This window comes from Streptomyces sp. NPDC002671 (assembly GCF_053592475.1).
The window spans coordinates 73,126-97,243 of sequence record NZ_JBSFVU010000025.1; the positions used below are offsets into that span (position 1 = coordinate 73,126).

The following is a 24,118-nucleotide window of genomic DNA, read 5'->3' on the forward strand; positions in this document are numbered from 1 at the left end:
CCCTTCCCCCCACTCCTAGGCACATCCATGAGCAAGACCGTCGAGACCGAAGGCGCTCTCGAAACCCGTGGCATCGAGCAGGTGCCCGACGCCGAGCGCACCGCGAAGACCCGCGAGCTGTTCCCCACCTGGGTCGGCGCCAACATCAGCGTGCTGCTGCTCACCATGGGCGCGAGCCTGGTGGTGGCGTACCACCTGAACATCTGGCAGGCGCTCGTCGTCGCGGTGGCCGCGCCCCTCGTGTCGTACGGCCTGGTCGGGCTGATCGGCATCGCGGGCAAGCGGGGCGGGGCGCCCGGCATGGCGCTGTCGCGTGCGGTCTTCGGGCAGCGCGGGAACCTGCTGCCCGGTTCGCTGATCTGGGTCGCCCGCTGGGGCTGGGAGACGATCAACGCGGTGACCGGCGCCTACGCGATGCTCACCATCCTGGACCTCGCGCTCGGCATCAAGGCGAACAGCGTGCTCGACATCGTCATGCTGCTGCTGTTCGTCGTCGCCACCTTCGCGATCTCCGGGCTCGGCATCAACGCCGTGCAGAAGTGCAACAAGTACGCGACGTATTTCTTCGGCGTCTTCTCGGTGCTGGTCCTGGTGTACCTGGCCGTGAACACCGACTGGTCGAAGGTCATGGACCACGGTGCCGGCTCCACGGCCGCGGTGATCACCGGCATCGGGATGATCGCGGCGGGCGGTGTCAGCTGGATCCCGTCCGCGCCTGACTTCACGCGCTACCTGCCGCGTACGGCCTCCTCGAGGGCGATCGTGGGCACGGCGGTGGGCGGCGCCGGTGTCGTCGTCCTCCCCATGGTCCTGATGGGCGCGGTGATGGCGGTGTCCACGCCGGACCTCGCCTCGGCGACCGACCCGGTGTCCTTCCTGGGCGAGATCCTGCCGACGTGGATCGCGGTGCCGTACCTGCTGATCGCGCTCGTCGGCATGCTGCTGATCAACTCGATGTCGATGTACTCGGCGGGCTTCACCGCGCAGACCCTCGGCTTCAAGGTGCCGCGCCACTGGGCGGTCTCCGTCAACGCCGTGATCTCGCTGGCCTTCGGCGGTGTGCTGATGCTGGTGGCGACCAGCTTCATGGGCTCGTTCATCGCCTTCCTGTCGCTGCTGGCGGTCGCCTTCTCCGCCTGGGTCGGCGTCTTCGGCGCGGACATGCTCCGGCGCACGGAGTACGACGGCCGGGCCATGGCGGACACCACGCGCACCAGCGCCTACTGGTACAAGGGCGGGTTCTCCCCCGCCGCCGTCGCCGCCTGGGCGATCGGCCTGGTCGGGGGCCTGTTGTTCACCACCTCGGACTGGTTCACCGGCCCGCTGGCGAAGAACAACGTGATCGGCGAGTACGGCCTCGGCTGGGTCGCCACGATCGTGATCTCCGGCCTGCTGTACCTGGTGCTGCCGAAGCCGGCGGTGGTGACCCCGGCCGCTCAGACGCCCGCGGAGGAGCGCGAGCCTCTGGCTGTCTGACGCTCCGTCAGCTACCGTCCCCCTCCACCGAGCAGTACCGGAGGGGGACTTCCCATGCCCGTCACGGTCGTGCGTTTCAACCTGGTCGAACCCGGCGCCACCCCCGCCTCCCTCGCCGCCCGCTACCAGGCCGCGCTGGAGATGGCCGCGTACGCCGACGAGCACGGGGTCACCACCGTGCAGACCGAGGAGCACCACGGCGCCCAGAACAACTGGCTGCCGTCGCCGTTCGCCTTCGCCGCCGCGGTGTTCGGCGCGACCCGCCGGATCGCGGTGACGGTGTCGGCGGTGATCGGCCCGCTGCACGATCCGCTGCGGCTGGCCGAGGAGATCGCGGTGCTGGACCTGCTGAGCGGCGGCCGGCTGGTGACCGTGGCCGGGATCGGCTACCGGCCCGAGGAGTACGACCTGTTCGGCGTGGACTGGAAGCGGCGCGGCCGGCTCCAGGACGAGTTGCTTGAGACGCTGCTGCGGGCGTGGACCGGCGAGGAGTTCATCTACCGGGGCCGTACCGTACGGCTCACCCCGCGCCCGTACACCGATCCGCACCCCCTGCTGCTGGTCGGCGGCTCCTCGAAGGCCGCCGCCCGCCGGGCCGCCCGGCTCGGCCTGCCGTTCTTCCCGAGCGCGCATCTGCCGGAGCTGGAGGCGTATTACAAGGAGAAGCTCACCGAGTACGGCACCGAGGGCTGGGCGTTGATGCCGGCCGCCGAGACCCCGCTGCTCCACCTCGCGGAGGACCCGGACCGGGCGTGGGCGGAGTACGGCGAGCACTTCCTGCACGAGGCGCGGATGTACGCCTCCTGGCAGTCCGGTGACATCACGTCGGCGGTGCGGTCGGCGGCGACGACGGTGCGGGAACTGCGCGCGGAGGGCGTGTACCGGATCGTCACGCCGCAGGAGTGTGCCGGGCTGGGGCTGGACAGTCTCGTCCTGCATCCGCTGGCGGGCGGGATGCCGGTGGCGGAGGGATGGCGGAGCCTGAGGCTGTTCGCGGAGCGGGTGTTGCCCTCGCTCGGCGACTGACCCGATAACCAGTGGACCGCCCCTCCCTGTCGATGGTGCCCTGAGCCCATGAGTCTCAACGTTGATGTGGTCGTCCGGGGTCCGAACGGGCAGTTCGATGTGCTCGACACGCCTGAGGGCGTCAACGACTCGGCCGGGTTCGAGAGCTGGCGCTGGCAGGTGTGGGGATCGGACGTGGTGCGCTCGTTGGGCGCCCGTTACCTTCCCCTGCTCGACGGTGAATGGATGGAGGTGCCGACCGAGGAGCTGCCGCTGTTCCTGGCCGAGATCGCCCTGTTGCGTGCCCACATGGACCGGATCAGCACGGCGCTCGAACTGCATCCGTCCCATATCACCAGCCGCCTGGACAACATCGAGGCGGCGACCCTGCGCGCCCAGGAGCTCGACGCCCGCGTCCTCATCTGGTGACCGGCGCGCACAAGACCGCCGCCCCCGGTCCGGGCAGTGACCGGACCAGAGGCGGCGGACGGTGCGAGGAGAGGGGCAGCGGGGACTTGGCCCTTCTCCTCGGGCTCGGGGGGCTGATCAGCCCATCTCCTCCAGCGACTTGCCCTTCGTCTCCTTGACGAACTTCAGGACGAACGGGACGGAGAGCGCGGCGAAGACGGCGTAGATCACGTACGTGCCGGACAGGTTCCAGTCGGCCAGCGACGGGAAGCTCGCGGTGATGGCCCAGTTGGCGATCCACTGCGCGGCGGCGGCCACGCCCAGGGCGGCGGCGCGGATCCGGTTCGGGAACATCTCGCCGAGCATGACCCAGACGACCACACCCCAGGACAGGGCGAAGAAGAGGACGAACATGTGGGCGGCGATCAGGGCGATCAGGCCCTGAGTGTGCGGCAGCTTGCCGTCGACCAGGTGGTGGCTGAACGCCCAGGCCTCCAGGGCGAGTCCGGCGGCCATGCCGACGGAGCCGACGAGGGCGAGGGGCCTACGGCCGACGCGGTCCACGAAGATCATCGCGATCACGGTGCCGACGATGTTGATGATCGACGTCGTGAAGGAGTAGAAGAACGACTGCGCCGGGTCGACACCGACCGACTGCCACAGCGTCGAGGAGTAGTAGAACGCGACGTTGATGCCGACGAACTGCTGGAAGACCGACAGGCCGATGCCGACCCAGACGATCGGCTTGAAGAAGAAGCCGCCGCCGAGCAGGTCCTTGAAGGTGGACTTGTGCTCGCTGTTCATCGCGTGCTCGATCTCGGCGACTCGGGCGTCCAGGTCGACGTCCTTGCCCTCGACCTCGGCGAGGATCTCCCGGGCGCGGTCGCGCTTGCCGACGGAGAGCAGGAAGCGCGGGGACTCGGGGATCGCGAAGGAGAGCAGGCCGTACAGGGCGGCCGGGACGACCATGACGCCGAGCATGACCTGCCAGGCCTCCAGGCCCATCAGGTGGCCGCGCTGGTCACCGCCGGCGGCGTTGAGCAGGCCCCAGTTGACGAGCTGGGAGATGGCGATGCCGACGACGATCGCGGCCTGCTGGAAGGAGCCGAGCCGGCCGCGGTAGGCGGGCGGGGCGACCTCGGCGATGTAGGCGGGGCCGATGACGGAGGCCATGCCGATGGCGAAACCGCCGACTACGCGCCAGAGCGCGAGGTCCCACAGCGCGAAGGGCAGTGCGGAACCGACGGCGCTGATGGTGAACAGGACGGCGGCGATCTGCATACAGCGGATGCGGCCGATCCGGTCGGCTATGCGGCCGGCGGTCGCGGCGCCGATGGCGCAGCCGATCAGGGCGATGGCGATGACCTGGGCGAGGGCCGCGGAGCCGATGTCGTAGCGGTCACGGATGGCCTCGACGGCGCCGTTGATGACGGAGCTGTCGTACCCGAAGAGGAAGCCGCCCATGGCCGCGGCAGCCGCGATGAAGATGACGTGCCCGAGGTGTTCGGGCTGAGCCGTCCTGGCTCCTGACGGTTGTGCCTGCACTCTGCTGGTCACGTGTATCTCCTCGGGCCGCGGCAACGCTGCCGCGTGGGGGGTGAGCCCTCTCAGGCGCTGACACCTGAAGGTAAAAGCAACGTTGCAGAGACTATGCCTTCAAGTTTCGAAGTCAATAGTTCAACGGCTGTGAGATATGAGATACGCCCGGCCACTTCATGTTCACTTCTTGAACATAGAGTTAGTTGATCTTGAAAGCGGGCTAACGAAGCCGCTGCGAGATGACCTTCGACACACCGTCACCCTGCATGGAGACGCCGTACAAAGCGTCGGCGACCTCCATCGTGCGCTTCTGGTGCGTGATCACGATCAGCTGCGAGGCTTCCTGCAGCTCCTGCATGATCCGGATCAGCCGCTGGAGGTTGGTGTCGTCCAGGGCGGCCTCGACCTCGTCCATGACGTAGAACGGGCTCGGCCGGGCCTTGAAGATCGACACCAGCAGCGCGACGGCCGTCAGCGACCGCTCGCCGCCCGACAGCAGGGAGAGCCGCTTGACCTTCTTGCCCGGCGGACGCGCCTCGACGTCGACGCCCGTGGTGAGCATGTTGTCGGGGTCGGTCAGGACCAGCCGCCCCTCACCGCCCGGGAACAGCCGGCTGAAGACGCCCTCGAACTCGCGGGCGGTGTCCCGGTAGGCCTCGGTGAAGACCTGCTCGACGCGCTCGTCGACCTCCTTCACGACCTGGAGCAGGTCGGCGCGGGTCTTCTTCAGGTCCTCCAGCTGCTCGCTGAGGAACTTGTGCCGCTCCTCCAGGGCCGCGAACTCCTCCAGCGCCAGCGGGTTGACCTTGCCCAGCTGCTGGTAGGCGCGCTCGGCGGCCTTGAGTCGCTTCTCCTGTTCGGCCCGCTGATACGGCTTCGGCTGGTTGCGCGGGTGCTCCGGGTCTTCGGGCAGCTCCTCGCCCTCGGCGGGCGGGGAGGGCGGTACGAGCTGGTGGGGGCCGTACTCGGAGACGAGCCCGGCGGGCTCGACGCCCAGTTCCTCCAGCGCCTTGGTCTCCAGTTGCTCGATCCGCAGCCGCTTCTCGGCGCCGAGCACCTCGCCCCGGTGCACCGAGTCCGTCAACTTGTCCAGTTCCAACTTGAGTTCACGCCCGGCGTTCCGCGCGGCGGCCAGCTCCTGCTCGCGCGTGGCCTTCGCGGCCTCGGCGGCGGCCCGCTCCTGCTCGGCGCGGGCGAGCGACACCTCGACGTGCGCGAGCAGCTGCCGGGCACCGGAGGCGACGGCTTCCGCCACGGCCGCCTCGTGCCGCAGCCGGGCCCGCCGCTGCTCGGCACGCGCGCGTGCCTCGCGTTCTGCGCGGGCGGCCCGGTCCAGGGAGTCGGCCCGGCCGGCCAGCCCTTTGACCCGCTCCTCGTGCGTACGGACCTGGAGGCGGGCCTCCATCTCGGTCTGCCGCGCGTTGGCGCCGTCGGCCGCGAGCCGGTCCCGCACGGAGGTGTCCGGCTCCTCCTCGACGGGCATCTCCTCGGCGACGGCCAGCCGCTCGGCCAGCTCCTCCGCCTCCAGTACGGCCTTCTCCAGCGCCTCCTGTGCACGCGAGGCAGCCGCGGCGGACCGCTCGGCCTCCCCGGCGGCCCCGCGCGCCTGTCCGCCGAGCCGCCCGAGCTGCTGTGCCACGGCCGACTTCTCCCGGTCGGCGGCCCGGCGCCGCTCCTCCAGCTCCTCCACCAGCGCGGCGGCCTCCGTGCGCCGCTCGGCCGCCGCCCGCTGTGCCTCGGTGAGTTCCTCGCAGCGCACCGCCAGCTCTTCCAGCTCCGCCGCGGCCTCGTCCACGGAGGCCTGCACCTCCAGCAGACTGGGCGCCCCGGCGGACCCGCCGTGCGCGAAGTGCGCGCCGAGCAGGTCGCCTTCGGCGGTGACGGCGGTCAGCTCGGGGTGCGCGTAGACCAGGTCCTCGGCTTCTTCGAGGCTCCCCACGACGACGATCCCGCGCAGCAGCCGGCGTACGGCGGGCATGAGTTCGGCGGGACCGCGCACCAGGTCGGCGGCGAAGCGCTCCGCGGGAAGTGCCGTGCGCTCTGCGGGGAGTGCGGTGACGGGAGGCCGGGCGTCTGCGGGTTCGTCGTGGCTGGTCGCGCCCGCGCGGCGGTCGCCGCATGTCAGACACGGCCCCGCGCCCCTTTGGGGTGGTGCGGCCGGCGCCCGCTCCTCCGGGGCCCCCGCCAGGAGCAGGGCCGCACGGCCGCCGTCCTGCTTGCGCAGCAGGCGGATCGCCTCGGCCGCCGAGGCCGGGGTGGTCACGGCGATGGCGTCCGCCGCCGCGCCGAAGGCGGCGGCCAGGGCGACCTCGTGGCCCGGGGCGACGGTCAGCAACTCCGCGGCCGGGCCCAGGACTCCGGTGAGCCGGTCCCGGGCGCCCAGCAGTATTCCGGTGCCGTCCTTCCGCCTGAGGCCCAGCGCCAGCGCCTCGTGGCGGGCCTGGGTCGCCGCGCGCCGGCGTTCGGCCGCGGTGGCCGCTTCGCGCGCCGCGCTCGACGCGGCTTCCGCCTCGGCGAGCTGCCGCCTGGCCGCCTCGTGCTGCTCGGCGAGGTCGGCGTCGTCGGCGTCGAGGCCGTCGACCTCGGCCTTCAGGGTCTCGTACTCCTCCTGGGCCTGGACGGCGCGCTGCTGGGCCTCGTCGCGGGCGACGGCCAGCCGGTCGATCTCGGCCTGGGCGGACGCGGCGCGCGAGCGGGCCGCGTTGACCTGCCCGGACAGCCGGGCCAGGCCCTCGCGGCGGTCGGCGATGGCGCGGGCGGCATCCTTCAACCGGCGTTCCTCGACGGCCAGTTCGCGTTCCAGCTCGGCGCGGTGGGCGACCGTGTCGTCCAGGGCGTGCTGGGCCGCCTCCAGGGCCGCCTCCAGCTCTGCCTCCTGTTCGCGGACGCGGGCGGCCTCGCGCTCCAGGTCCTCGGGGTCACGGCCGCGCCGTTCCTCCGGGGGTGCGGAGGTGGCGCTCTTCACCCGGGCGTCGGCAAGCGAGATGGTGCCGCGTACCCGCTCGGCCAGCTGGGACAGCTCGTACCAGGTCTGCTGGGCGCGCTGGAGGCGGGGCGTGAGCCGCCGTACCTCGTCCTCCAGCAGGGCCTCGCGCTGGAGGGCCTTCTTCAGCTCCTGCTCGGCGGTTTCCTTGCGCTCCTTGAGCGCGGCCTCGTCGGCGATCTCGGCCTTGAGGGCTTCGCGCAGCCGTACGAGGTCATCGGCGAGCAGCCGCAGGCGGGCGTCGCGCAGGTCGGCCTGGATGACGGCGGCGCGGCGTGCGACCGCGGCCTGGCGGCCGAGCGGCTTGAGCTGCCTTCGGAGTTCGTCCGTCAGGTCCTGCACGCGCGCGAGGTTGGCCTGCATCGCGTCCAGCTTCCGCAGCGCCTTCTCCTTGCGCTTGCGGTGCTTGAGGACGCCGGCCGCCTCCTCGATGAAGGCGCGGCGGCCCATGGGGTCGGCGTGCAGGACGGAGTCGAGCTGGCCCTGGCCGACGATGACGTGCATCTCGCGGCCGATGCCGGAGTCGGAGAGGAGTTCCTGGATGTCCAGAAGGCGGCAGGTGTCGCCGTTGATCTGGTACTCGCTGCCGCCGTTGCGGAACATGATCCGCGTGATGGTGACCTCGGCGTACTCGATGGGCAGGGCGCCGTCGGAGTTGTCGATGGTCAGGGACACCTCGGCGCGGCCGAGCGGCGGGCGCCCGGTGGTGCCGGCGAAGATGACGTCCTCCATCTTGCCGCCGCGCAGCGACTTGGCACCCTGCTCCCCCATGACCCAGCTGAGGGCGTCCACGACATTGGACTTGCCCGAGCCGTTCGGGCCGACCACGCAGGTGATCCCCGGCTCGAACCGGAGCGTGGTGGCCGAGGCGAACGACTTGAACCCGCGCAGGGTCAGGGCCTTGAGGTGCACGTCGCTGGACTCTACCCGCCGCGCTTAGCTCACTCCACGAATGCCCGCAACCCCGCGGTTTCGCCGTTGAACATGCAGGGCACACCAGACGTTAAAGAGGCTGAAAGGATGCGCGGGGGACAGTGCACGGCGGAAAGGAACCGCGGCGATACGGGGGCGGAACAGGGGAGACTACGCGGGGGAAAGAACGAAGGGACGCCGAAGCGTCCCTTGCAACTCCTTGCAGCTCTGACAACTTTTGCGGTGGATTACGGGCAGCCCAACCGCTGCGAGTGCTGTCGTGAAGCGATGCAGTGATCAGGTGAGCGCAGGCTCCGCCTGGTGTGCGTCGATGCTCTCCATGATCCCGTCCTGAGAGGCGGCAGCCGTCAGCGCGTCGTTCTCGGCCTGGATCCGCACGAGCTCGGATTCGAGGTCCTGGACGCGCTGCTGCAGCCGTCGCATCTCGGCGAGGAGTCGAGGGTCGGAGCCGCCGACGTAACCGAGAAGCGCCTTTGCCATGATGGATGGTCCTCCACACTGAGTGACCGACCGATGCGGTGTGGGTCGTGAGGGATTTGCACCCGCGGTGCTTGGCACATCCGAGTGTTGCTCTGCTGTTGTTCCATGCCAAACAGCTAAGGTGCGCGGGGCTTTCAGCGTCTCACCAAAAAGTTTGACGGTCAACACGATCACGCCCTGCATTGGGGGCGAACCGGGGTGCGCGGCCGGAAGAATTGGCGGCGCTGTGACTCCAGCGGTGCCCACAGGGCGTGACGATCTTCTGTACCTGCGGAGCCTGCCATGCCGAGCGGTTCTTGGCAACCACCAGGCCGTTTCTGCTGTGGACGGGTGCTCCGGGCAACTCGCCGCGCGGCGGCCGGCACGGCTCCGCGGAAGCGGATCAGCGGATGGCGAAGCCGTCGTAGCCGCCGCGGGGTGTGTCCCAGATCTCGGTGACGCCCTCCACGCGTCCGGGCGTGTCGCCTCCCTGTAGCCAGTCGAGCAGCCCCTCGCAGCCCTCGCGGGCCCCCTCCGCGACCACCTGGACGCGGCCGTCGGCCAAATTGAGAGCAAAACCACGCAGACCGCCGATCTCCAGCGCCTTGGCGCGCGTGAACCAGCGGAACCCCACGCCCTGCACGTATCCGCGTACCCAGGCGACCAGTCGTACTTCCTCGCTCATGGGTGCAACCTAACCGGCCGCTGTCGCTCGGAGCACTTCCCGCATCGGCACCATGCGGTACCGTCCCCACCCGATGCATCTCATATGAAACTCACTCGATCGAGTGAGTCGGGTTGGCCAGAAGGAGTCAGTCGCCACGAGGCGCCGGTCGACCGCGAGCACGAGGAAGAGGGCAAGGACATGGGACGCCACCGACGCTCCGCCGCCGGCCGCGCCGCCAAGGGCCGCGCCACCGGGGTCACGCACACGCACCTCTCCGGTACGGGGAGCGACGACCCCCAGGACTCGTACGCGGGCGAGCGACGGCCCGAGGGCGTCGCGCCGTACCTGAGCCCCGATGCGTACGCCGATGCCAACGCGAAGAGCACGGCCTACCTGTACGCGATGGGCGGGGACGGGGCCGAGGGCGCTCCCGAAGGCGGCGGCTTCACCCCCGGCGGCGGTCCGTCCCGCACCCACCGGCGCAAGGCGAAGCCCGCGAAGCCGGTGCGCACGAGCCTGCTCGGCATATCGGCGGCGGTCGCCCTCGGCTCGATAGCCGTGGCCACGGGCGTGATGCCCGGCCTGGAGAACTACAAGCTCGGCGGCGTCACCAGCGCCACCGGCGGCGACCAGGTGCAGGCCGCGGACTCTCCCAGCAACACCGCCGCCGCACAGGGCGGCACCTCCGGCAGCGCCGAGAACCGGGGCGGCGGCGCCACGGGCGGCTCGGGCACCCGACGCTCGGCGACCCCGCCGGCCCCGACCCCGTCCCTGTCCACCTCCTCCTCGGCCTCCGCGTCCGCCTCGCCGTCGCCCACGCCGGCGAAGCGGGTGTCCGCGAAGCCGGTGCCGACGGCCACGCCCTCGGCGAAGCCCACGAAGACCCCGTCCCACCCCGCGACGAAGGCACCGGCCCCGACCTCCACGCCGGTGACGGTGTCGACCCGGGCCGCCGCCGAGGCGGAGGTGCTGAAGCTCGTCAACGAGGAGCGGGCGAAGGTCGGGTGCAGCGCGCTGGCGGCGAACTCCTCGCTGACCGAGCTTGCCGAGGACTTCAGCGACGACATGGCCGCGCGGAGCTTCTTCGACCACACCGACCCGGACGGCCTCACCCCGTGGGACCGGGCCGCGAAGGCCGGCATCACCGGCCTCGGCGGCGAGAACATAGCGCGCGGCCAGGCGGACCCGGCGGCGGTCATGAAGGCCTGGATGGACAGCCCCGGCCACCGCGCGAACATACTGAACTGCGACTTCAACACCCTCGGTGTGGGTGTGCACTTCGGGCCGGGCGGGCCCTGGTGGACCGAGGACTTCGGCTTCTGAGGCAGCCCGTTACGCGGCGGCACGCCCCCGCATGAACGCCTGCGCCGCCTCCGCCACCCGGCGCCCCAGGTGCTCGGCCGTGGCGATGTCGGCCTTGTGCACGGCGTCCGGACCCTCGTCCACGTTGGTCTGCGCCGCCGCGCCCGCGAAGACGCCGAGGCGGTTGAGGTCGTTCTCGGAGCCCGCGCTGTGGTTCCAGCCGGGGTGCAGGCCGAGGTTGACCCAGTTCATGCCGTGCTGGGCGGCGAGGATCTGGAAGAACTGCAGGGTATGCAGCTTGTCGCCGCTCTTGGAGCCGGAGTTGGTGAAGCCGGCGGCCAGCTTGTCCTTCCAGTCCTGCCCCATCCAGCGCTTCGAGGTCGCCTCGGCGAAGACGTGGAAGGCACCGGAGGCGGTGCCCATGTAGGTGGGCGAGCCGAAGACGATCGCGTCGGAGCGGTCCAGCGTCTCCCACTGCTCGTCGGTGATCTCGTCCACCTTGATCAGGTGCACCTCGGCACCCGTGTCGGCGACGCCGGCGCGGACTGCCTCGGCGAGGACGGCGGTGTGGCCGTAGCCGGAGTGGTAGGCGATGGACACGACAGGGCTGGTCACGATGGTTACTCCTTGAAACACATGAGCACGCCGGAACGGCAGCTCAGCAGCAGTGACCACAGGAAAGCACTAACTTCTAGTTAGTGCAAGCTGGTGGATAGCGCTGCGCTGCCGTACCCTGAAGCCATGACTGTCGGCACCCAGGACCAGGACGACCTCGCCTACGACGTGTTCGCCAAGGCCTGCCCCTCGCGCGGCACGCTGGAGCACGTCACCGGCCGCTGGGGCGGACTCACCCTGGGCGCGCTGCACGAGGGCTCGCTGCGCTTCAACGAGCTGCGCCGCCGGGTCGACGGGGTGAGCGAGAAGATGCTGTCCCAGACGCTGCACGCGCTGGAGCGCGACGGTCTGGTGCACCGCGAGGCACAGCCCACGAACCCGCCCCGCGTCGACTACGAACTGACCGCGCTGGGCCGCTCGGTCGCCGAACGGCTGCTCTCGCTCATCCACTGCGTGGAGGGCGCGATGGACGACGTCCTCGCGGCCCGCGCGCGTTACGACGAGACGCGCGGCGCCCTCTGACACTTCGGGCAGAAGTAGCTGGAGCGGTTCATCCACGCGCGGCGGCGCATAGGGGTGCCGCACCGCTTGCAGGGCAGGCCCTCACGGCCGTACGCGTCCAGGGAGCGGTCGAAGTAGCCCGACTCGCCGTTCACGTTGACGTACAGGCTGTCGAAACTGGTGCCGCCGACGGCGAGGGCCGCGTTCATCACGTCCCGGACGTGGCCGAGGAGTTCGGCGGTGACCGGGCGGGTGAAGTTCGCCGTCGGGCGCTCGTAGTGGATGCGGGCGCGCCAAAGGGCCTCGTCCGCGTAGATGTTGCCGACGCCGCTGATCAACGACTGGTCCAGCAGGGCCCGTTTGATGGTGGTCCGCTTGCGCCGCAGGGCCTGGTGGAAGGCCTCGTCGTCGAACTGTTCGTCGAGGGGGTCGCGGGCGATGTGCGCAATGACGTCCGGCAGGCCCTCGGGGGTGTTGTCGTGCAACGACAGGCCGCCGAAGGTGCGTTGGTCGACGAAGCGGAGTTCGGTGCCGAGGGCGTCGGCGAAGCGGACACGGATGCGCAGGTGCTTCTCGTCCGGCGCCTCGTGCGGCTGGACCAGGAGCTGGCCGCTCATACCGAGGTGGGCCAGGACCGACTGGTTCGTGTCCTCCAGGGGCAGCCACAGGTACTTGCCACGCCGGCTGGGCGTGCCGATGCGGTGGCCCTTGAGACGGTGCGCGAAGTCGTCGGCGCCCGCGATGTGCCGGCGCACCGCACGTGGGTGCAGCACCTCGACGTCGACGACCGTGCGGTGGGCGACCCAGCGCGCAAGGCCCCGCCGGACGACCTCGACCTCGGGCAACTCAGGCATCGGAACCCCCGTACGGACCGTGGGACGAACCGAGCGCCCGCCCCGGCGCGAAGGGCGGGGCGGGCGCTCGGTGCTGCTCTGTCAGGCGGTGGCGGACGACGACGTGCTGTCGCCCGCGACGGCTTCCTTGGCCGCCTTGGCCCGCTCGTCCGCAGCGGTGCGGATCGAGCGCCAGGCGGACTCGGCGGCCTGCTGCTCCGCCTCCTTCTTGCTGCGGCCGGTGCCGGTGCCGTACGAGACGCCTCCGACGCGGGCGGCAGCAGTGAAGGTCTTCTCGTGATCGGGGCCGGTCTCCGTGACCAGGTACTCGGGCACACCGAGCCCTTCGGTCGCGGTCAGCTCCTGGAGACTGGTCTTCCAGTCCAGGCCGGCTCCGAGGTTCGAGGACTTCTCGATCAGCGGGTCGAAGAGCCGGTGCACCAGCTCGGACGCCGCATCGAGGCCCTGATCGAGATAGACCGCGCCGATCACCGCTTCCAGGGTGTCGGCAAGGATGGACGCCTTGTCCCGGCCGCCCGTGCCCTCTTCACCACGGCCGAGCCGGATGAAGGAACCCAGGTCGAGGCCGCGGCCGACCTCCGCCAGCGCACGCGAGTTGACCACCGCGGCCCGCAGCTTGGCCAGCTGGCCCTCGGGCAGGTCGGGGTGGGTGCGGTACAGCGTGTCCGTGACGACGAGGCCGAGCACGGAGTCCCCGAGGAACTCCAGCCGCTCGTTCGTCGGCAGACCGCCGTTCTCGTACGCATAGGAACGGTGGGTCAGCGCACGCACCAGAAGGGCGGACTCGACCTGGTAGCCGAGCCGCCCTTCCAGAAGCGTGTGGGACGAGGCCTGGTTTTCCGCCTTCTTGGGACTGGACACAGTGCCTCTCACCAGCCCGATCAGACTTCGAGGACCTGGCGCTTGTTGTAGGTGCCACAAGACGGGCACGCGATGTGCTGCTGCTTGGGCTCGTGGCAGCGCTCGCACGCAACCAGGGTGGGGACCGCAGCCTTCCACTGCGACCGGCGGTGGCGCGTGTTGCTGCGCGACATCTTCCGCTTCGGAACAGCCACGGCTACTTCTCCTGCTTCTCGTCGACGCCCGCTTCGGCGCCGCTCATCTCGTCCTTCTCGCCGGGTTCGAGCGAACCGGCGAGTCCCTGCAAAGCCGCCCAACGGATGTCGACGGCGTCGTGGTGGTGGTCCGGGTCGTCCGCGAGCCGCACTCCGCACTCGGAGCACAGACCCGGGCAGTCTTCCTGGCACACCGGCTGCATCGGCAGTGCGAGCACCACCGCATCGCGCAGCAGAGGTTCGAGGTCGATCAGACCGTCCTCGACAAAGAGCCTGTCCTCGTCGTCCTCGGCGTCGTCGCCCGGTTCCGCGATCACGCGGCCCCGGCCGTCGGCGTCAGGGTACGAGAACATCTCCTGGAAGTCCGCATCGAGCGGCAGCTCGACCGGCTCCAGACACCTTACGCACTCCCCCTGAGCCTGTGCACGGGCGGTGCATGTGACAAGCACCCCTTCCATGACCGACTCGAGGCGGAGTTCGAGTTCCAGCGGGGCGCCTTCCGGCACTCCGATGACCCCTTCGATGCCGAGGTCCGCCGGGGCGTCGACCGTGCGGGTCAGGCGCTGCAGCGCACCAGGACGCCGACCCAGCTCGTGCGTGTCGATCACGAGGGGGTTGCGGTGGTCGAGGCGGGCGTTGGAAGCCATTCCTGCTTTCGGTCTTCATGCTCGAAGGGACGCCACTCCGGAGGTGTCACCGGGCAGCGTTGATCGCGGACGTACGCGCGACCGAAGAGCCAGGATACTGGACCTTGCGCTCAGGTCCCAATCCGGTGCCCCCGGCGCCCCCGCGCTACAGCCCGCGGCCCTGCTCGTAGGCCCGCAGCTGCTCCGCGCTGATCATGCCGGTGTCGAAGAGACTCGTCTCGTCCAGCGCGTAGCCCTGCTGGGGCACCTGGTGGGCCTGGTGGGGCTGCTGAGCGGCCTGGTTCGGGTCGTAGGCGGCCTGCTGGGGATCGTAGCCCTGGTAGGCATACGGATCCGCCTGCTGGTAGCCGTACGGGGCCTCCTGGCCATAGCCGGCGTACGGGTCCGGCTGCTGCTGCTCGTAGGCGTAGGCCGGCTGCTGCTCGTACGGCGACTGCTGCGGCTCCGGCTCCGGCTGCCGTGGCTGGGCCTGGCGGTCGTCCGAGGCGTCCGCCAGGGCCGCGAGGTCGGCGAGGTAGTCGGCGTCGCTGGAGTGCTGGAAGGTCGTGGTGTCCTCGGCGAGGGCGCCGAGGTCGTCCGCGGCGATCCGGCCGTGCAGCTTCTGCCGGCCGCGCCCGACGGCCTCCAGGGTCTTGGCGAGCACCGCCTCGAAGGCGCCGAGCTTGGCGTCGACGTAAGCGTCGGCGTTGTGCCGCAGGGTCTCCGGGTCCTGGCTGCGCTCGGGGGCGTCCTCGTCCTCGTAGCCGTTCTCGTCCAGGCCGGGCCCGGTACCGAGGAGCTTCTCCCGGCCGCGGCCGACCGAGCCGAGGGTCTTGTTGAGGACGACCTCGAAGTTGGCGAGCTTGGAGTCGACGTAGTCGTCGGCCTCGGCGCGGACCTCCTCGGACTCCTTGCGGGCCTCGGCGAGGATCCGGTCGGCCTCGGCCTGGGAGCGGCGGGCGATCTCGGTGCCGGAGATCAGCGAGCCGCGCTCGGCGTGCGCGTCCCCGATGATCCGCTCGGCCTCCACGCGGGCCTGCTCGACCATCTGCTCACGGTCGCCGATCAGCTCCTGCGCCTGCGCGAGGGAGCCGGGCAGGGCCTGGCGCACCTCTTCGAGCATCGCGAGCAGGTCGGCGCGGTTGACCACGCACGATGCCGACATGGGCATGCCCCGGGCGCCGGAGACCGTGGAGACGATCTCGTCGAGCTTTCTCTGCACGTCCACCTGTGCTCGCCACTCTCTACAGCTGTGTTGGAGACGGACGGGACGACTGTAGCCCCATCAGCCCTTGCGGAGGCGCTGGTTCAGGGCGTCCAGGACCGCGGGCGGCACCAGGTGGGAGACGTCGCCGCCCCACGCCGCGACCTCCTTGACCAGGGAGGAGGACAGGAAGCTGTAGGTGGGGTTCGTGGGCACGAACAGGGTTTCGACGCCGGTGAGGCCGTTGTTCATCTGGGCCATCTGGAGCTCGTAGTCGAAGTCGCTGACCGCGCGCAGGCCCTTGACGATGGCCGGGATGTCGCGCTGCTTGCAGAAGTCGACGAGCAGGCCGTGGAAGGCCTCGACCCGTACGTTGCCGTAGTCGGCGGTGACCTCGCGGATCAGCTCGATCCGCTCCTCGATCTCGAACAGGCCCTTCTTGGCCTGGTTGATCATCACCGCGACGTAGACCTCGTCGTACAGACGGGAGGCGCGGGCAATGATGTCGAGGTGTCCATTGGTGATCGGGTCGAACGACCCGGGGCAGACGGCGCGGCGCACTTGTGATCCCTCGCTCTCCGGTCCGGTCATCGTGCGTCTTCGCACGTAGCGGCGGCGCGACCGTACCAAAACGTTCCCTCGCCGTAGCGACGGGACCGGAGGCCCTCGAAGCCGTCCGGCCACCGGAATTCGCCACCTCTGGTGCTGCGCTCCACGGTGACGAGTGCTTCGTCGGTGAGCCAGCCCTCCGAGCGGAGTGTGAGCAGAATCTCGCGAAGATCGTCGTCCGAGACGGCGTACGGGGGGTCGAGAAACACGAGGTCGTACGGCTCGGCCGCCGGCGGGGTCTTGATGATCTGTTCCGCTTTGCCCGACCTGACCTCGGCGCCGGGAAGGCCCAGGTTCTTCACGTTCTCCCGGACGACACGGGCCGCTCGGGCATCGGCCTCGACCAGGAGGGTGTGGCCGGCGCCCCGGGAGAGGGCTTCCAGGCCTACCGCGCCCGAGCCCGCGTAGAGGTCCAGGACCCGTTCGCCGTCCAAGGGGCCGCCGAGGAGGGACTGCCAGGTGGAGAAGAGGCCCTCGCGTGCGCGGTCTGATGTTGGCCGGGTGCCGGTCCCGGGCGGGACTGCGAGGCGGCGTCCGCCGGCCGCGCCGGCGATCACGCGGGTCATTTTGGGGGTCCTTCTCCGTGGGCGGCTTTACGGTTCATTGTGGCTGGTCGCGCAGTTCCTTGCGCCCCTGGGTCGATTCCCCGTCACCCCTTTTCCAGGTACTGCTCCCTCTCCTCGTCCAACAGGGCGTCCAGGGCCGTGCGCAGGCCGGGGAGGCCGGCCAGCTCGGGGTCTGCCGCCACGACAGCCGTCGCCTCCTCCCTCGCCTCCGCGATGACCTCCTCGTCCTCGATGACGGCGAGGACCCGGAGGCTGGTGCGGGCGCCGGACTGGGCCTGGCCGAGGACGTCGCCCTCGCGGCGCTGTTCCAGGTCGATGCGGGAGAGTTCGAAGCCGTCCAGGGTGGAGGCCACGGCGGTCAGGCGCTGGCGGGCCGCACTGGCCTCGGGCATCTCGCTGACCAGGAGGCAGAGGCCGGGGGCCGAGCCACGGCCCACCCGGCCGCGGAGCTGGTGCAGCTGGGAGACGCCGAAGCGGTCGGCGTCCATGATCACCATGACGGTGGCGTTGGGGACGTTCACGCCGACCTCGATGACCGTGGTGGCGACCAGGACGTCCGTCTCGCCGGCCGCGAAGCGGCGCATGACGGCGTCCTTGTCGTCGGGGTGCATACGGCCGTGCAGGACCTCGACCCTGAGGCCCTTGAGGGGGCCCTTGGCGAGCTGGTCGGCCACGTCGAGGACGGCGAGGGGCGGACGCTTCTCGGCCTCGTCCTCGGGGGACTTGCTCGCCTTTTTCGGGTCGGCCGCCTCGTCGATGTCGTCACCGATGCGAGGGCAGACCACGTACGCCTGATGACCGTTCCCCACCTCCTCGCGGACCCGCTCCCAGGCCCGGGCGAGGAAGTGGGGCTTGTCCGCAGCCGGGACGACGTGGCTGGCGATCGGGGAACGGCCGGCCGGGAGCTGGTCCAGGACCGAGGTCTCCAGGTCGCCGAACACGGTCATGGCGACCGTGCGCGGGATGGGGGTGGCGGTCATGACGAGGAGGTGCGGCGGCTGCTTGCCCTTGCCGCGCAGGGCGTCGCGCTGCTCGACGCCGAAGCGGTGCTGTTCGTCCACGACGACCAGGCCGAGGTCGTGGAACTGCACCTTGTCCTCGATCAGCGCGTGCGTGCCGATCACGATGCCGGCCTCGCCGGTGGCCAGGTCCAGCAGGGCGTGGCGGCGGGCGGCGGCGCCCATGGAGCCGGTGAGCAGCACCACCTTGGTGGCGTGGTCGGCACCGCCCAGCATGCCGCCCTCGGCCAGCTCCCCCATCATCTCGACGACCGACCGGTGGTGCTGCTGGGCGAGCACCTCGGTGGGCGCGAGCATGGCGGCCTGGCCCCCGGCGTCGACGACGGCGAGCATGGCGCGGAGGGCCACCATTGTCTTTCCCGATCCCACTTCGCCCTGCAGCAGCCGGTGCATCGGGTGTTCGGTGGCCAGGTCGTCGAAGATCTCCTTGGAGACCTTCTGCTGGCCCTCGGTGAGGGTGAAGGGGAGGCGGTCGTCGAAGGCGGACATGAGGCCGTCGGGCTTCGGGGTGCGGGGTACGGCGGGGAGCTGGGCGTCGGCGTGCCGGCGGCGGGCCAGGGCGACCTGGAGGACGAAGGCCTCGTCCCACTTCAGGCGGGCGCGGGCGTCGGCGATGTCGGCCTTGGTGTGCGGGCGGTGGATCTTGAGCAGGGCCTCGGGGAGGGGGAGGAGGCCGCGGCCCGCGCGGAGGGAGTCCGGGAGGGGGTCCAGGGCCTCCTGGGCGCTCGGGAGCACCGTCTGGATCGCCTTGCCGATCTTCCAGGACTCCAGCTTGGCGGTGGCCGGGTACAGGGGGATCAGGGCGCCGGCCCAGGTCTCGACCGTTTCGTCGGAGTCGCCGCGCAGCAACTCGTAGGCCGGGTGGGCGAGCTGGAGGCGGCGGTTGAAGACGGAGACCTTGCCGGCGAACATCGCGCGGGTGCCCGGGAGCAGTTCCTTGTGGGGCTTGTGAACCCCGTTGCCGAAGAAGACCAGTTGAAGTCGCCCGCTGCCGTCGGTGATCGTGACTTCCAGGCGCTGGCCCTTGCCTCGGGGGGCCTTGGACGAGGCGAAGGAGTGCAGGCGGGCGTCGGCGACCTGGGCGACCACCGTGACGTGCTCGTCCATGGGGAGGTCGGCGAGGTGGGTGAGCTGGCCGCGCTCCTCGTATCTGCGCGGGTAGTGGTGCAGGAGGTCGCCGACGGTGTGCAGGCCTAGGTGCTCGGCCATCACCTTCGCGGTGGCGGGGCCGAGCACCGACTTCAGTGGTTGCTTCAGCGGTTCTTGCAGTGCGGGCACGAGATCCATTGCACACCACTCCACTGACAATGCCGTAGACGCTGCGCTGGGATTCGGGAAAGCGCTGGTCAGGTGGGCCGTTCCGGGCCTAGGATGGCGCGCTCCGGCCATCCCCCGCGGTCACCGCCCCAGACCGGGACCGCCCGACCCCGCGCCGCACGCACTCCCCCCTCCGGCGCAGTGACGATGGACTCCCAGACCTCGCAGTCAGCCCAGGCATCCCAGTCACCTCACACACCTCATACGTTCCAGGTCGACCTCCGCGGTCTGGTGGACCTGCTCTCCCATCACCTCTACTCCAGCCCCAAGGTCTATCTGCGCGAGCTGCTGCAGAACGCCGTGGACGCCGTCACCGCCCGGCGGGCCGCGGAGCCCGGCGCTCCGGCGTGGGTGCGGCTGCATGCCGCGGACGGGGCGCTGCGCGTGGAGGACAGCGGCGTCGGGCTCACCGAGTCGGACGTGCACAGCCTGCTCGCGACCATCGGGCGCAGCTCCAAGCGCGCGGAGGGCCTGCAGGAGGCCCGCTCCGACTTCCTGGGCCAGTTCGGCATCGGCCTGCTGGCCTGTTTCGTGGTCGCCGAGCGCATCCGGGTGGTCAGCCGCAGCGCCCGTACGCCCGAGGCCCCGCCGGTGGAGTGGACGGCGCGCGACGACGGCTCGTACCGGGTGCGGACGCTGCCCGACGCCGAGCGGCCCGAGCCCGGCACCACGGTGTACCTGACGGCGCGGGCGGGGGCGGCCGAGTGGCTCGCGCCCGAGCGGGTGCGCGCGCTGGCCCGGGACTTCGGCGCGCTGCTGCCGTACGACGTCCGGGTGGGCGAGGAGCCGGTCACGGACCTGCCGGCGCCCTGGGACCGGCCCCACCTCTCCCCCACCGCCCGCAGGGTGGCGCTGGCCCGGCACTGTCACGAGCTGTTCGGGTTCACCCCGCTGGACTCGATCGACCTGGACGTGCCGCTGGCCGGGATCCGCGGGGTGGCGTACGTGCTGCCGTCGGCGGTCAGCCCCGCCCAGCGGGCCACCCACCGGGTGCACCTGAAGGGCATGCTGCTCACCGAGCGGGCCGAACAACTGCTGCCGGACTGGGCGTTCTTCGTGCGCTGCGTGCTGGACACGGACAGCCTGCGGCCCACGGCCTCGCGCGAGTCGCTGTACGAGGACGAGACCCTCGCCGCTGTACGGGAAGCCCTGGGCGAAAGGATTCGCTCCTGGCTGACGGGGCTCGCCGCCGGTGATCCGGAGCGGCTTTCCGCCTTCCTTGCCGTGCACCACCTGGGCGTGAAGTCCCTGGCGCGGCACGACGGCGACATGCTGCGCACCATGCTGCCGTGGCTGCCGTTCGAGACCACGGACGGGCAGCTGTCCCTGGAGGAGTTCGCCCAGCGGCACCCGGTGGTGCACTTCACGCGGACGGTCGAGGAGTACCGGCAGGTCGCACCCATCGCCTCGGCGCAGGGCATCGGAGTGGTCAACGGCGGTTACACGTACGACAGCGAGCTGGTCGAGGCGCTGCCCGCGGTGCGGCCGGGGACGGTGGTCGCCGAACTGGACGCGGACACCGTGACCGCGCACCTGGACGCGGTCGACCCCGGCGTGGAGCTGGCGCTGTCCGGCTTCCTGGCAGCCGCGCGGGCGAAGCTGGACCCGCTCGGCTGTGACGTCGTCCTGCGCGCCTTCCACCCGCTCTCCGTGCCCGCGCTGCACCTGGACGACCGGGCCGCGCGGCACGAGCAGGCCCGCGCGGAGGCCGAGGAGCAGGCGGACGACCTGTGGGCAGGGATCCTGGGCTCGCTGCGCGGCAGCGCCCCGCGCGCGCGTCTGGTGCTCAACCATCTCAACCCGCTGATCCGCCGGATCAGTTCGCTCGGGGACCCGGAGCTGATCGGCACCGCCACGGAGTCGCTGTACGGGCAGGCGCTGCTGATGGCGCAGCGCCCGCTGCGGCCCGCCGACTCGGCACTGCTCAACCGGGCGTTCATCGGCCTCCTGGAGTGGGCCACGCACGGGGAGTCACACGGGGGCACGCATGGGGAGAACGGTCGCTGATGGGTGAGATCACGGACTTCGACGCGCTGCGCCGGGCGATGGCGGAGAACTCCGAGCAGCCGGAGGGACCGGCCCGCAACGCGCGCGCGGAGCAGCTGCTCGCCGAGGCCGAGAAGCTGGACGTCCCGCTCGCCGTGATCGAGGCGCTCGGGCACCAGCTGAAGGTCTACAACTACAGCTCCGAGAAGGACAAGATGTTCGTCCCGTTCGCGCGGCTGCTGCGCCTGTGGGACGAACGGCCCGAGGACTTCGACGAGTACGAGACGCACTCGCTGCACTGGGTGTTCAAGTGGGTCTCGGCCGGCATGCTGGACCAGCCGCACATCCCGCTCGCCTCGATCGAGCAGTGGCTCGGCGAGATGGAGCACCGCTACCGGCTCGCCGGTCACTCCGAACGGGCCGTGCGCAGCGCCGAGTTCAGCGTGGCCTCGCACATCGGGGACCTGGCGCGGGCCGAGCGGGCGTATGCCGCCTGGCTCGCCGCGGACCGGGACCGGATGGCCGACTGCCACGCGTGCGAGCTGCACGGGCAGGGCAGCTGGCAGGTCACGTGCGACCGGGACGCGGCGGCCCTGGACCTGTGGGCGCCGGTGCTGGAGGGCGAGTACAGCTGCGCGCACGAGCCGCACACGGTGCTCGCGTCCTCGCTGGTGCCGCTGCTGCGCCTCGGCCGCGTGGCGGAGGCCCGGGCCCACCATCTGCGCGGCTTCCGCCTCGTCCGCCCCATGGAGAGCATGCGCGGCGCCTACGCCGACCACGTGGAGTTCTGCGCCCTGACCGGCAACGAGGCGCGCGGCCTCGAACTGCTCGCGCAGCGGCCGGCGTACTTCACCGACACCGGGCATCCGCGCAGCCGCCTGGACTTCCTGGCCGTGGTGACGCTGCTGATGGACCGGCTGACCGGGCTGGGCCTGGGCGAGCAGCGGGTACCGGGCCCGGCCGGCCGCGTGTGGACCGCGCGGGAACTCGCCGCGCACGCGCGCGCGGAGGCGCTGGACCTGGCCGAGCGGTTCGACCTGCGCAACGGGACGTCGTACGTCGGCGACCGCGTCCGCGAACGGATGGCCCAGCAACCGCTGGTGGACCGCCTGCCGCTGGGCGTACGCGCTCCCGCGCGGACGGCCGCCCCGGCGCGCCCCCCGCAGGAGGCGGCCCCGGAGCCGTCCGACCTCGCCGCTCTCCTCACCGAGGCACGCCGGCTGTCGGACACGCTGCAACCGCGCGCCCTGGAGGCGTGGGAGGCGGTGGCACGGGCCGCCGAGGACGTGGAGCTGGATCCGCGCTCCCGGGCGGAGCTCACCGACCACGAGGCGATGTCCCGCGGCCCCGAGGGCATCGCCCTGTTCGACCGGGCCGCCGCCCTGTACGCGGAGGCGGGCGACCCCGGGGAGGCACTGGCGGCACGCGCGCGTGGAGCGCACGTCCGCGCCCTGGCAGGCGAGCTGGACGCGGCACTGGCGGCGGTCACCGCCCCGTACGACGAGATCCTCGCGCTCTACGCCGAGGAGTCCACCGGCGTACGGCAGACGGCGTCGGTGCTGATGAGCAGGGCGCGGATCCTGATGCGCCGGGTGGACGCGGGGGCGGAGGCCGCGGGCGGGGCCGCCGCGCTCTCGGCGCGGGACGCCGACGCCGCCCTGCACGACGCCGAGCAGGCCGTACGCGAGGTGCTGGCGCTCGTGGACGGGCGTGGTGATGGTGACGTGCGGCTTGCGGCCCGGGGGGCCGAGGGGCGGGCGATGCTCGCGGAGCTGGCCGAGCGGGCCGGGAACGTGGAGCGGGCGATGGAGTTGTTCCGGCGGGCTGCCGCGGAGTACGTGGGGGCGGGGCTGCCCTGGTTCGCGGTCGAGTACGAGGTCCGGGTCGCCGGGCTCGCCCATCAGGTCGGTGACCTGGCCGGGGCCGAGCGGGCGCTGCGGTCGGCGCTGGAGCACGGCGGGCCGTACGTGGAGGCGGCCGGCCGGGCCCAGTTGCACCTCCAGCTCGCCGAGGTGACCGGCGCCCGGGGTGCGGCCGGGGAGGCGGCGGAGCACGCCCTGGAGGCCGCGCACTGGGCCGACGAGGCGGGCGAGAGCGCGGCGCTGGGCGTCTGGGCCCGGCACCAGCTGGGCGGCTTCCTGCTCCGGGAGGGGCGGTGCGCGGAGGCCGCCGAGGTGCTGGAGTCGGTGCTGCCCGAGGTGAGCGCCGAGACGCACGGCGACGGCGTGGTCGTGCAGGCTCGGTGGTGGCTCGGGGACTGCCTGAGCGAGCTGGGCGAGCACCGGGCCGCCGCCGAACACCGGCTGCGGGCCGCCGAGCTCGCCCGGCACTGGCCCGAGCAGCAGGACCACGCCACGCTGGCCCACCTCGCCGCCGAGTCCCTGAGCAACGCCGGGCTGCTGGAGGAGGCGGACCAGGCCTACACGCGCGCGGGCGACCTGTGGCGCTCGCTCGGCAACGCCCCCTTCCTCGTCCGCTCCCTGCGCGCCCGCGCGTGGCTGGCCCTGCGCGCAGAGGCCGGAGCGGAGGGCGCGCGGGAGCGGATGGCGCAGGCGGTGCGGGAGTGCGAGCGGGCGCTGGAAGCCGCCGCCGGCCCGATGGCCCGCGATCAGCTCACCGCCGAACTTGCCAACACCCACCGCCAGTTCGGCGAACTGCTGGCCCGCTCGGCGGCCGAGGTGGACGAGACGGACCAGGCAGATCAGGCGGACCAGGATCAGGGGATTCAGGGGGCCTTCGAAGGCGCTCTGGTCCAGATGGCCCGCGCGGCCACGCTGTTCGGCACCCTCGGCGCCGACGGTCTGCACAGCCGTACCGGCGCCGAACTCGCCGCGGGCTGGCTGGAGGCCGACCTGGGCCGGCCCGCCGACGCGGTGGCACGCGCGCGTGGCGTGCTCGCGGCCTACGAGGGCGCCGACGACGCGGACGAGATCGTCCAGGCCCGACGGGCGGAGGCGCACCAGATGCTCCAGCTGGACGGGAGCGGGGAATAAC

At 71.4% G+C, this 24,118-nt stretch carries 19 protein-coding genes and 1 pseudogene; 7 read left to right on the forward strand and 13 right to left on the reverse strand.

What is annotated here, in order from left to right:
* Nucleotides 1-27 precede the first annotated feature (27 nt).
* The 3 genes from ACWD35_RS32240 to ACWD35_RS32250 are packed head-to-tail and all read left to right on the forward strand — an operon-like array spanning nt 28 to nt 2,910.
* On the forward strand, nt 28-1,476 hold the full coding sequence (locus ACWD35_RS32240) for a cytosine permease (RefSeq protein WP_451354876.1): 1,449 nt from the start codon (nt 28-30) through the stop codon (nt 1,474-1,476).
* 54 nt (nt 1,477-1,530) lie between these two features.
* Nucleotides 1,531-2,502, forward strand: a complete 972-nt coding sequence (locus ACWD35_RS32245; RefSeq protein WP_451354877.1) for an LLM class flavin-dependent oxidoreductase — start codon at nt 1,531-1,533, stop codon at nt 2,500-2,502.
* A 48-nt stretch (nt 2,503-2,550) separates the two neighbouring features.
* The gene (locus ACWD35_RS32250) at nt 2,551-2,910 is read left to right on the forward strand and encodes a hypothetical protein (protein ID WP_451354878.1); all 360 of its coding nucleotides are present in this window, start codon (nt 2,551-2,553) and stop codon (nt 2,908-2,910) included.
* 117 nt (nt 2,911-3,027) lie between these two features.
* On the opposite strand, the gene ACWD35_RS32255 is transcribed toward ACWD35_RS32250, so the two are convergent.
* The 4 genes from ACWD35_RS32255 to ACWD35_RS32270 all read right to left on the reverse strand — a co-directional run bounded on the left by ACWD35_RS32255 (nt 3,028) and on the right by ACWD35_RS32270 (nt 9,488).
* Entirely contained in the window at nt 3,028-4,446 is a 1,419-nt protein-coding gene (locus tag ACWD35_RS32255; protein ID WP_451354879.1) for a sugar porter family MFS transporter, read from the reverse strand.
* Between the two features lie 202 nt (nt 4,447-4,648).
* Complete coding sequence (locus ACWD35_RS32260; RefSeq protein ID WP_451354880.1) at nt 4,649-8,323, reverse strand: AAA family ATPase; 3,675 nt, start codon at nt 8,321-8,323, stop codon at nt 4,649-4,651.
* Nucleotides 8,324-8,620: 297 nt separating this feature from the next.
* Nucleotides 8,621-8,824, reverse strand: coding sequence for a hypothetical protein (locus ACWD35_RS32265; protein WP_451354881.1), 204 nt, complete (start codon nt 8,822-8,824; stop codon nt 8,621-8,623).
* 382 nt (nt 8,825-9,206) lie between these two features.
* Nucleotides 9,207-9,488 (reverse strand): acylphosphatase, encoded by a 282-nt coding sequence (locus tag ACWD35_RS32270; protein WP_451354882.1) that lies wholly within the window; start codon nt 9,486-9,488, stop codon nt 9,207-9,209.
* Between the two features lie 180 nt (nt 9,489-9,668).
* Between ACWD35_RS32270 and ACWD35_RS32275 the strand changes: the two genes are divergently transcribed.
* On the forward strand, nt 9,669-10,793 hold the full coding sequence (locus tag ACWD35_RS32275; RefSeq protein ID WP_451354883.1) for a CAP domain-containing protein: 1,125 nt from the start codon (nt 9,669-9,671) through the stop codon (nt 10,791-10,793).
* A gap of 9 nt (nt 10,794-10,802) precedes the next feature.
* Here ACWD35_RS32275 and ACWD35_RS32280 read toward each other — a convergent pair whose 3' ends face one another.
* The gene (locus ACWD35_RS32280) at nt 10,803-11,387 is read right to left on the reverse strand and encodes a flavodoxin family protein (protein WP_451354884.1); all 585 of its coding nucleotides are present in this window, start codon (nt 11,385-11,387) and stop codon (nt 10,803-10,805) included.
* 126 nt (nt 11,388-11,513) lie between these two features.
* Here ACWD35_RS32280 and ACWD35_RS32285 point away from each other — a divergent pair, with 126 nt between their 5' ends.
* The gene (locus ACWD35_RS32285) at nt 11,514-11,909 is read left to right on the forward strand and encodes a winged helix-turn-helix transcriptional regulator (protein ID WP_451354885.1); all 396 of its coding nucleotides are present in this window, start codon (nt 11,514-11,516) and stop codon (nt 11,907-11,909) included.
* Here ACWD35_RS32285 and mutM read toward each other — a convergent pair.
* The 8 genes and pseudogenes from mutM to recG form a co-directional block, all read right to left on the reverse strand.
* On the reverse strand, nt 11,882-12,742 hold the full coding sequence (gene mutM, locus ACWD35_RS32290; RefSeq protein WP_451354886.1) for a bifunctional DNA-formamidopyrimidine glycosylase/DNA-(apurinic or apyrimidinic site) lyase: 861 nt from the start codon (nt 12,740-12,742) through the stop codon (nt 11,882-11,884). The genes ACWD35_RS32285 and mutM overlap by 28 nt on opposite strands.
* Nucleotides 12,743-12,823: 81 nt before the next feature.
* On the reverse strand, nt 12,824-13,615 hold the full coding sequence (rnc, locus tag ACWD35_RS32295; protein ID WP_451354887.1) for a ribonuclease III: 792 nt from the start codon (nt 13,613-13,615) through the stop codon (nt 12,824-12,826).
* A gap of 8 nt (nt 13,616-13,623) precedes the next feature.
* On the reverse strand, nt 13,624-13,797 hold the full coding sequence (rpmF, locus tag ACWD35_RS32300; RefSeq protein ID WP_003951102.1) for a 50S ribosomal protein L32: 174 nt from the start codon (nt 13,795-13,797) through the stop codon (nt 13,624-13,626).
* Nucleotides 13,798-13,799: 2 nt separating this feature from the next.
* The gene (locus ACWD35_RS32305; protein ID WP_451354888.1) at nt 13,800-14,444 is read right to left on the reverse strand and encodes a YceD family protein; all 645 of its coding nucleotides are present in this window, start codon (nt 14,442-14,444) and stop codon (nt 13,800-13,802) included.
* A gap of 145 nt (nt 14,445-14,589) precedes the next feature.
* A complete protein-coding gene (locus ACWD35_RS32310; protein WP_451354889.1) occupies nt 14,590-15,651 on the reverse strand; it encodes a cell division initiation protein in 1,062 nt (353 codons plus the stop codon).
* 57 nt (nt 15,652-15,708) lie between these two features.
* Nucleotides 15,709-16,188 carry a pantetheine-phosphate adenylyltransferase gene (gene coaD / locus ACWD35_RS32315; RefSeq protein WP_451354890.1) on the reverse strand — a complete coding sequence of 160 codons (480 nt, stop codon included), beginning with the start codon at nt 16,186-16,188 and terminating at the stop codon, nt 15,709-15,711.
* 26 nt (nt 16,189-16,214) lie between these two features.
* Nucleotides 16,215-16,814 (reverse strand): annotated as a pseudogene (gene rsmD / locus ACWD35_RS32320) (16S rRNA (guanine(966)-N(2))-methyltransferase RsmD); the annotation flags it as partial.
* A 71-nt stretch (nt 16,815-16,885) separates the two neighbouring features.
* Nucleotides 16,886-19,108 (reverse strand): ATP-dependent DNA helicase RecG, encoded by a 2,223-nt coding sequence (gene recG, locus ACWD35_RS32325; protein WP_451354891.1) that lies wholly within the window; start codon nt 19,106-19,108, stop codon nt 16,886-16,888.
* Between the two features lie 177 nt (nt 19,109-19,285).
* On the opposite strand from recG, the gene ACWD35_RS32330 reads away from it, so the two are divergent.
* Both ACWD35_RS32330 and ACWD35_RS32335 read left to right on the forward strand, forming a co-directional pair.
* Entirely contained in the window at nt 19,286-21,145 is a 1,860-nt protein-coding gene (locus ACWD35_RS32330; protein WP_451354921.1) for an HSP90 family protein, read from the forward strand.
* Nucleotides 21,145-24,117 (forward strand): tetratricopeptide repeat protein, encoded by a 2,973-nt coding sequence (locus ACWD35_RS32335; RefSeq protein WP_451354892.1) that lies wholly within the window; start codon nt 21,145-21,147, stop codon nt 24,115-24,117. The genes ACWD35_RS32330 and ACWD35_RS32335 overlap by 1 nt, the downstream gene beginning before the upstream one ends.
* Nucleotide 24,118: the final 1 nt, after the last annotated feature.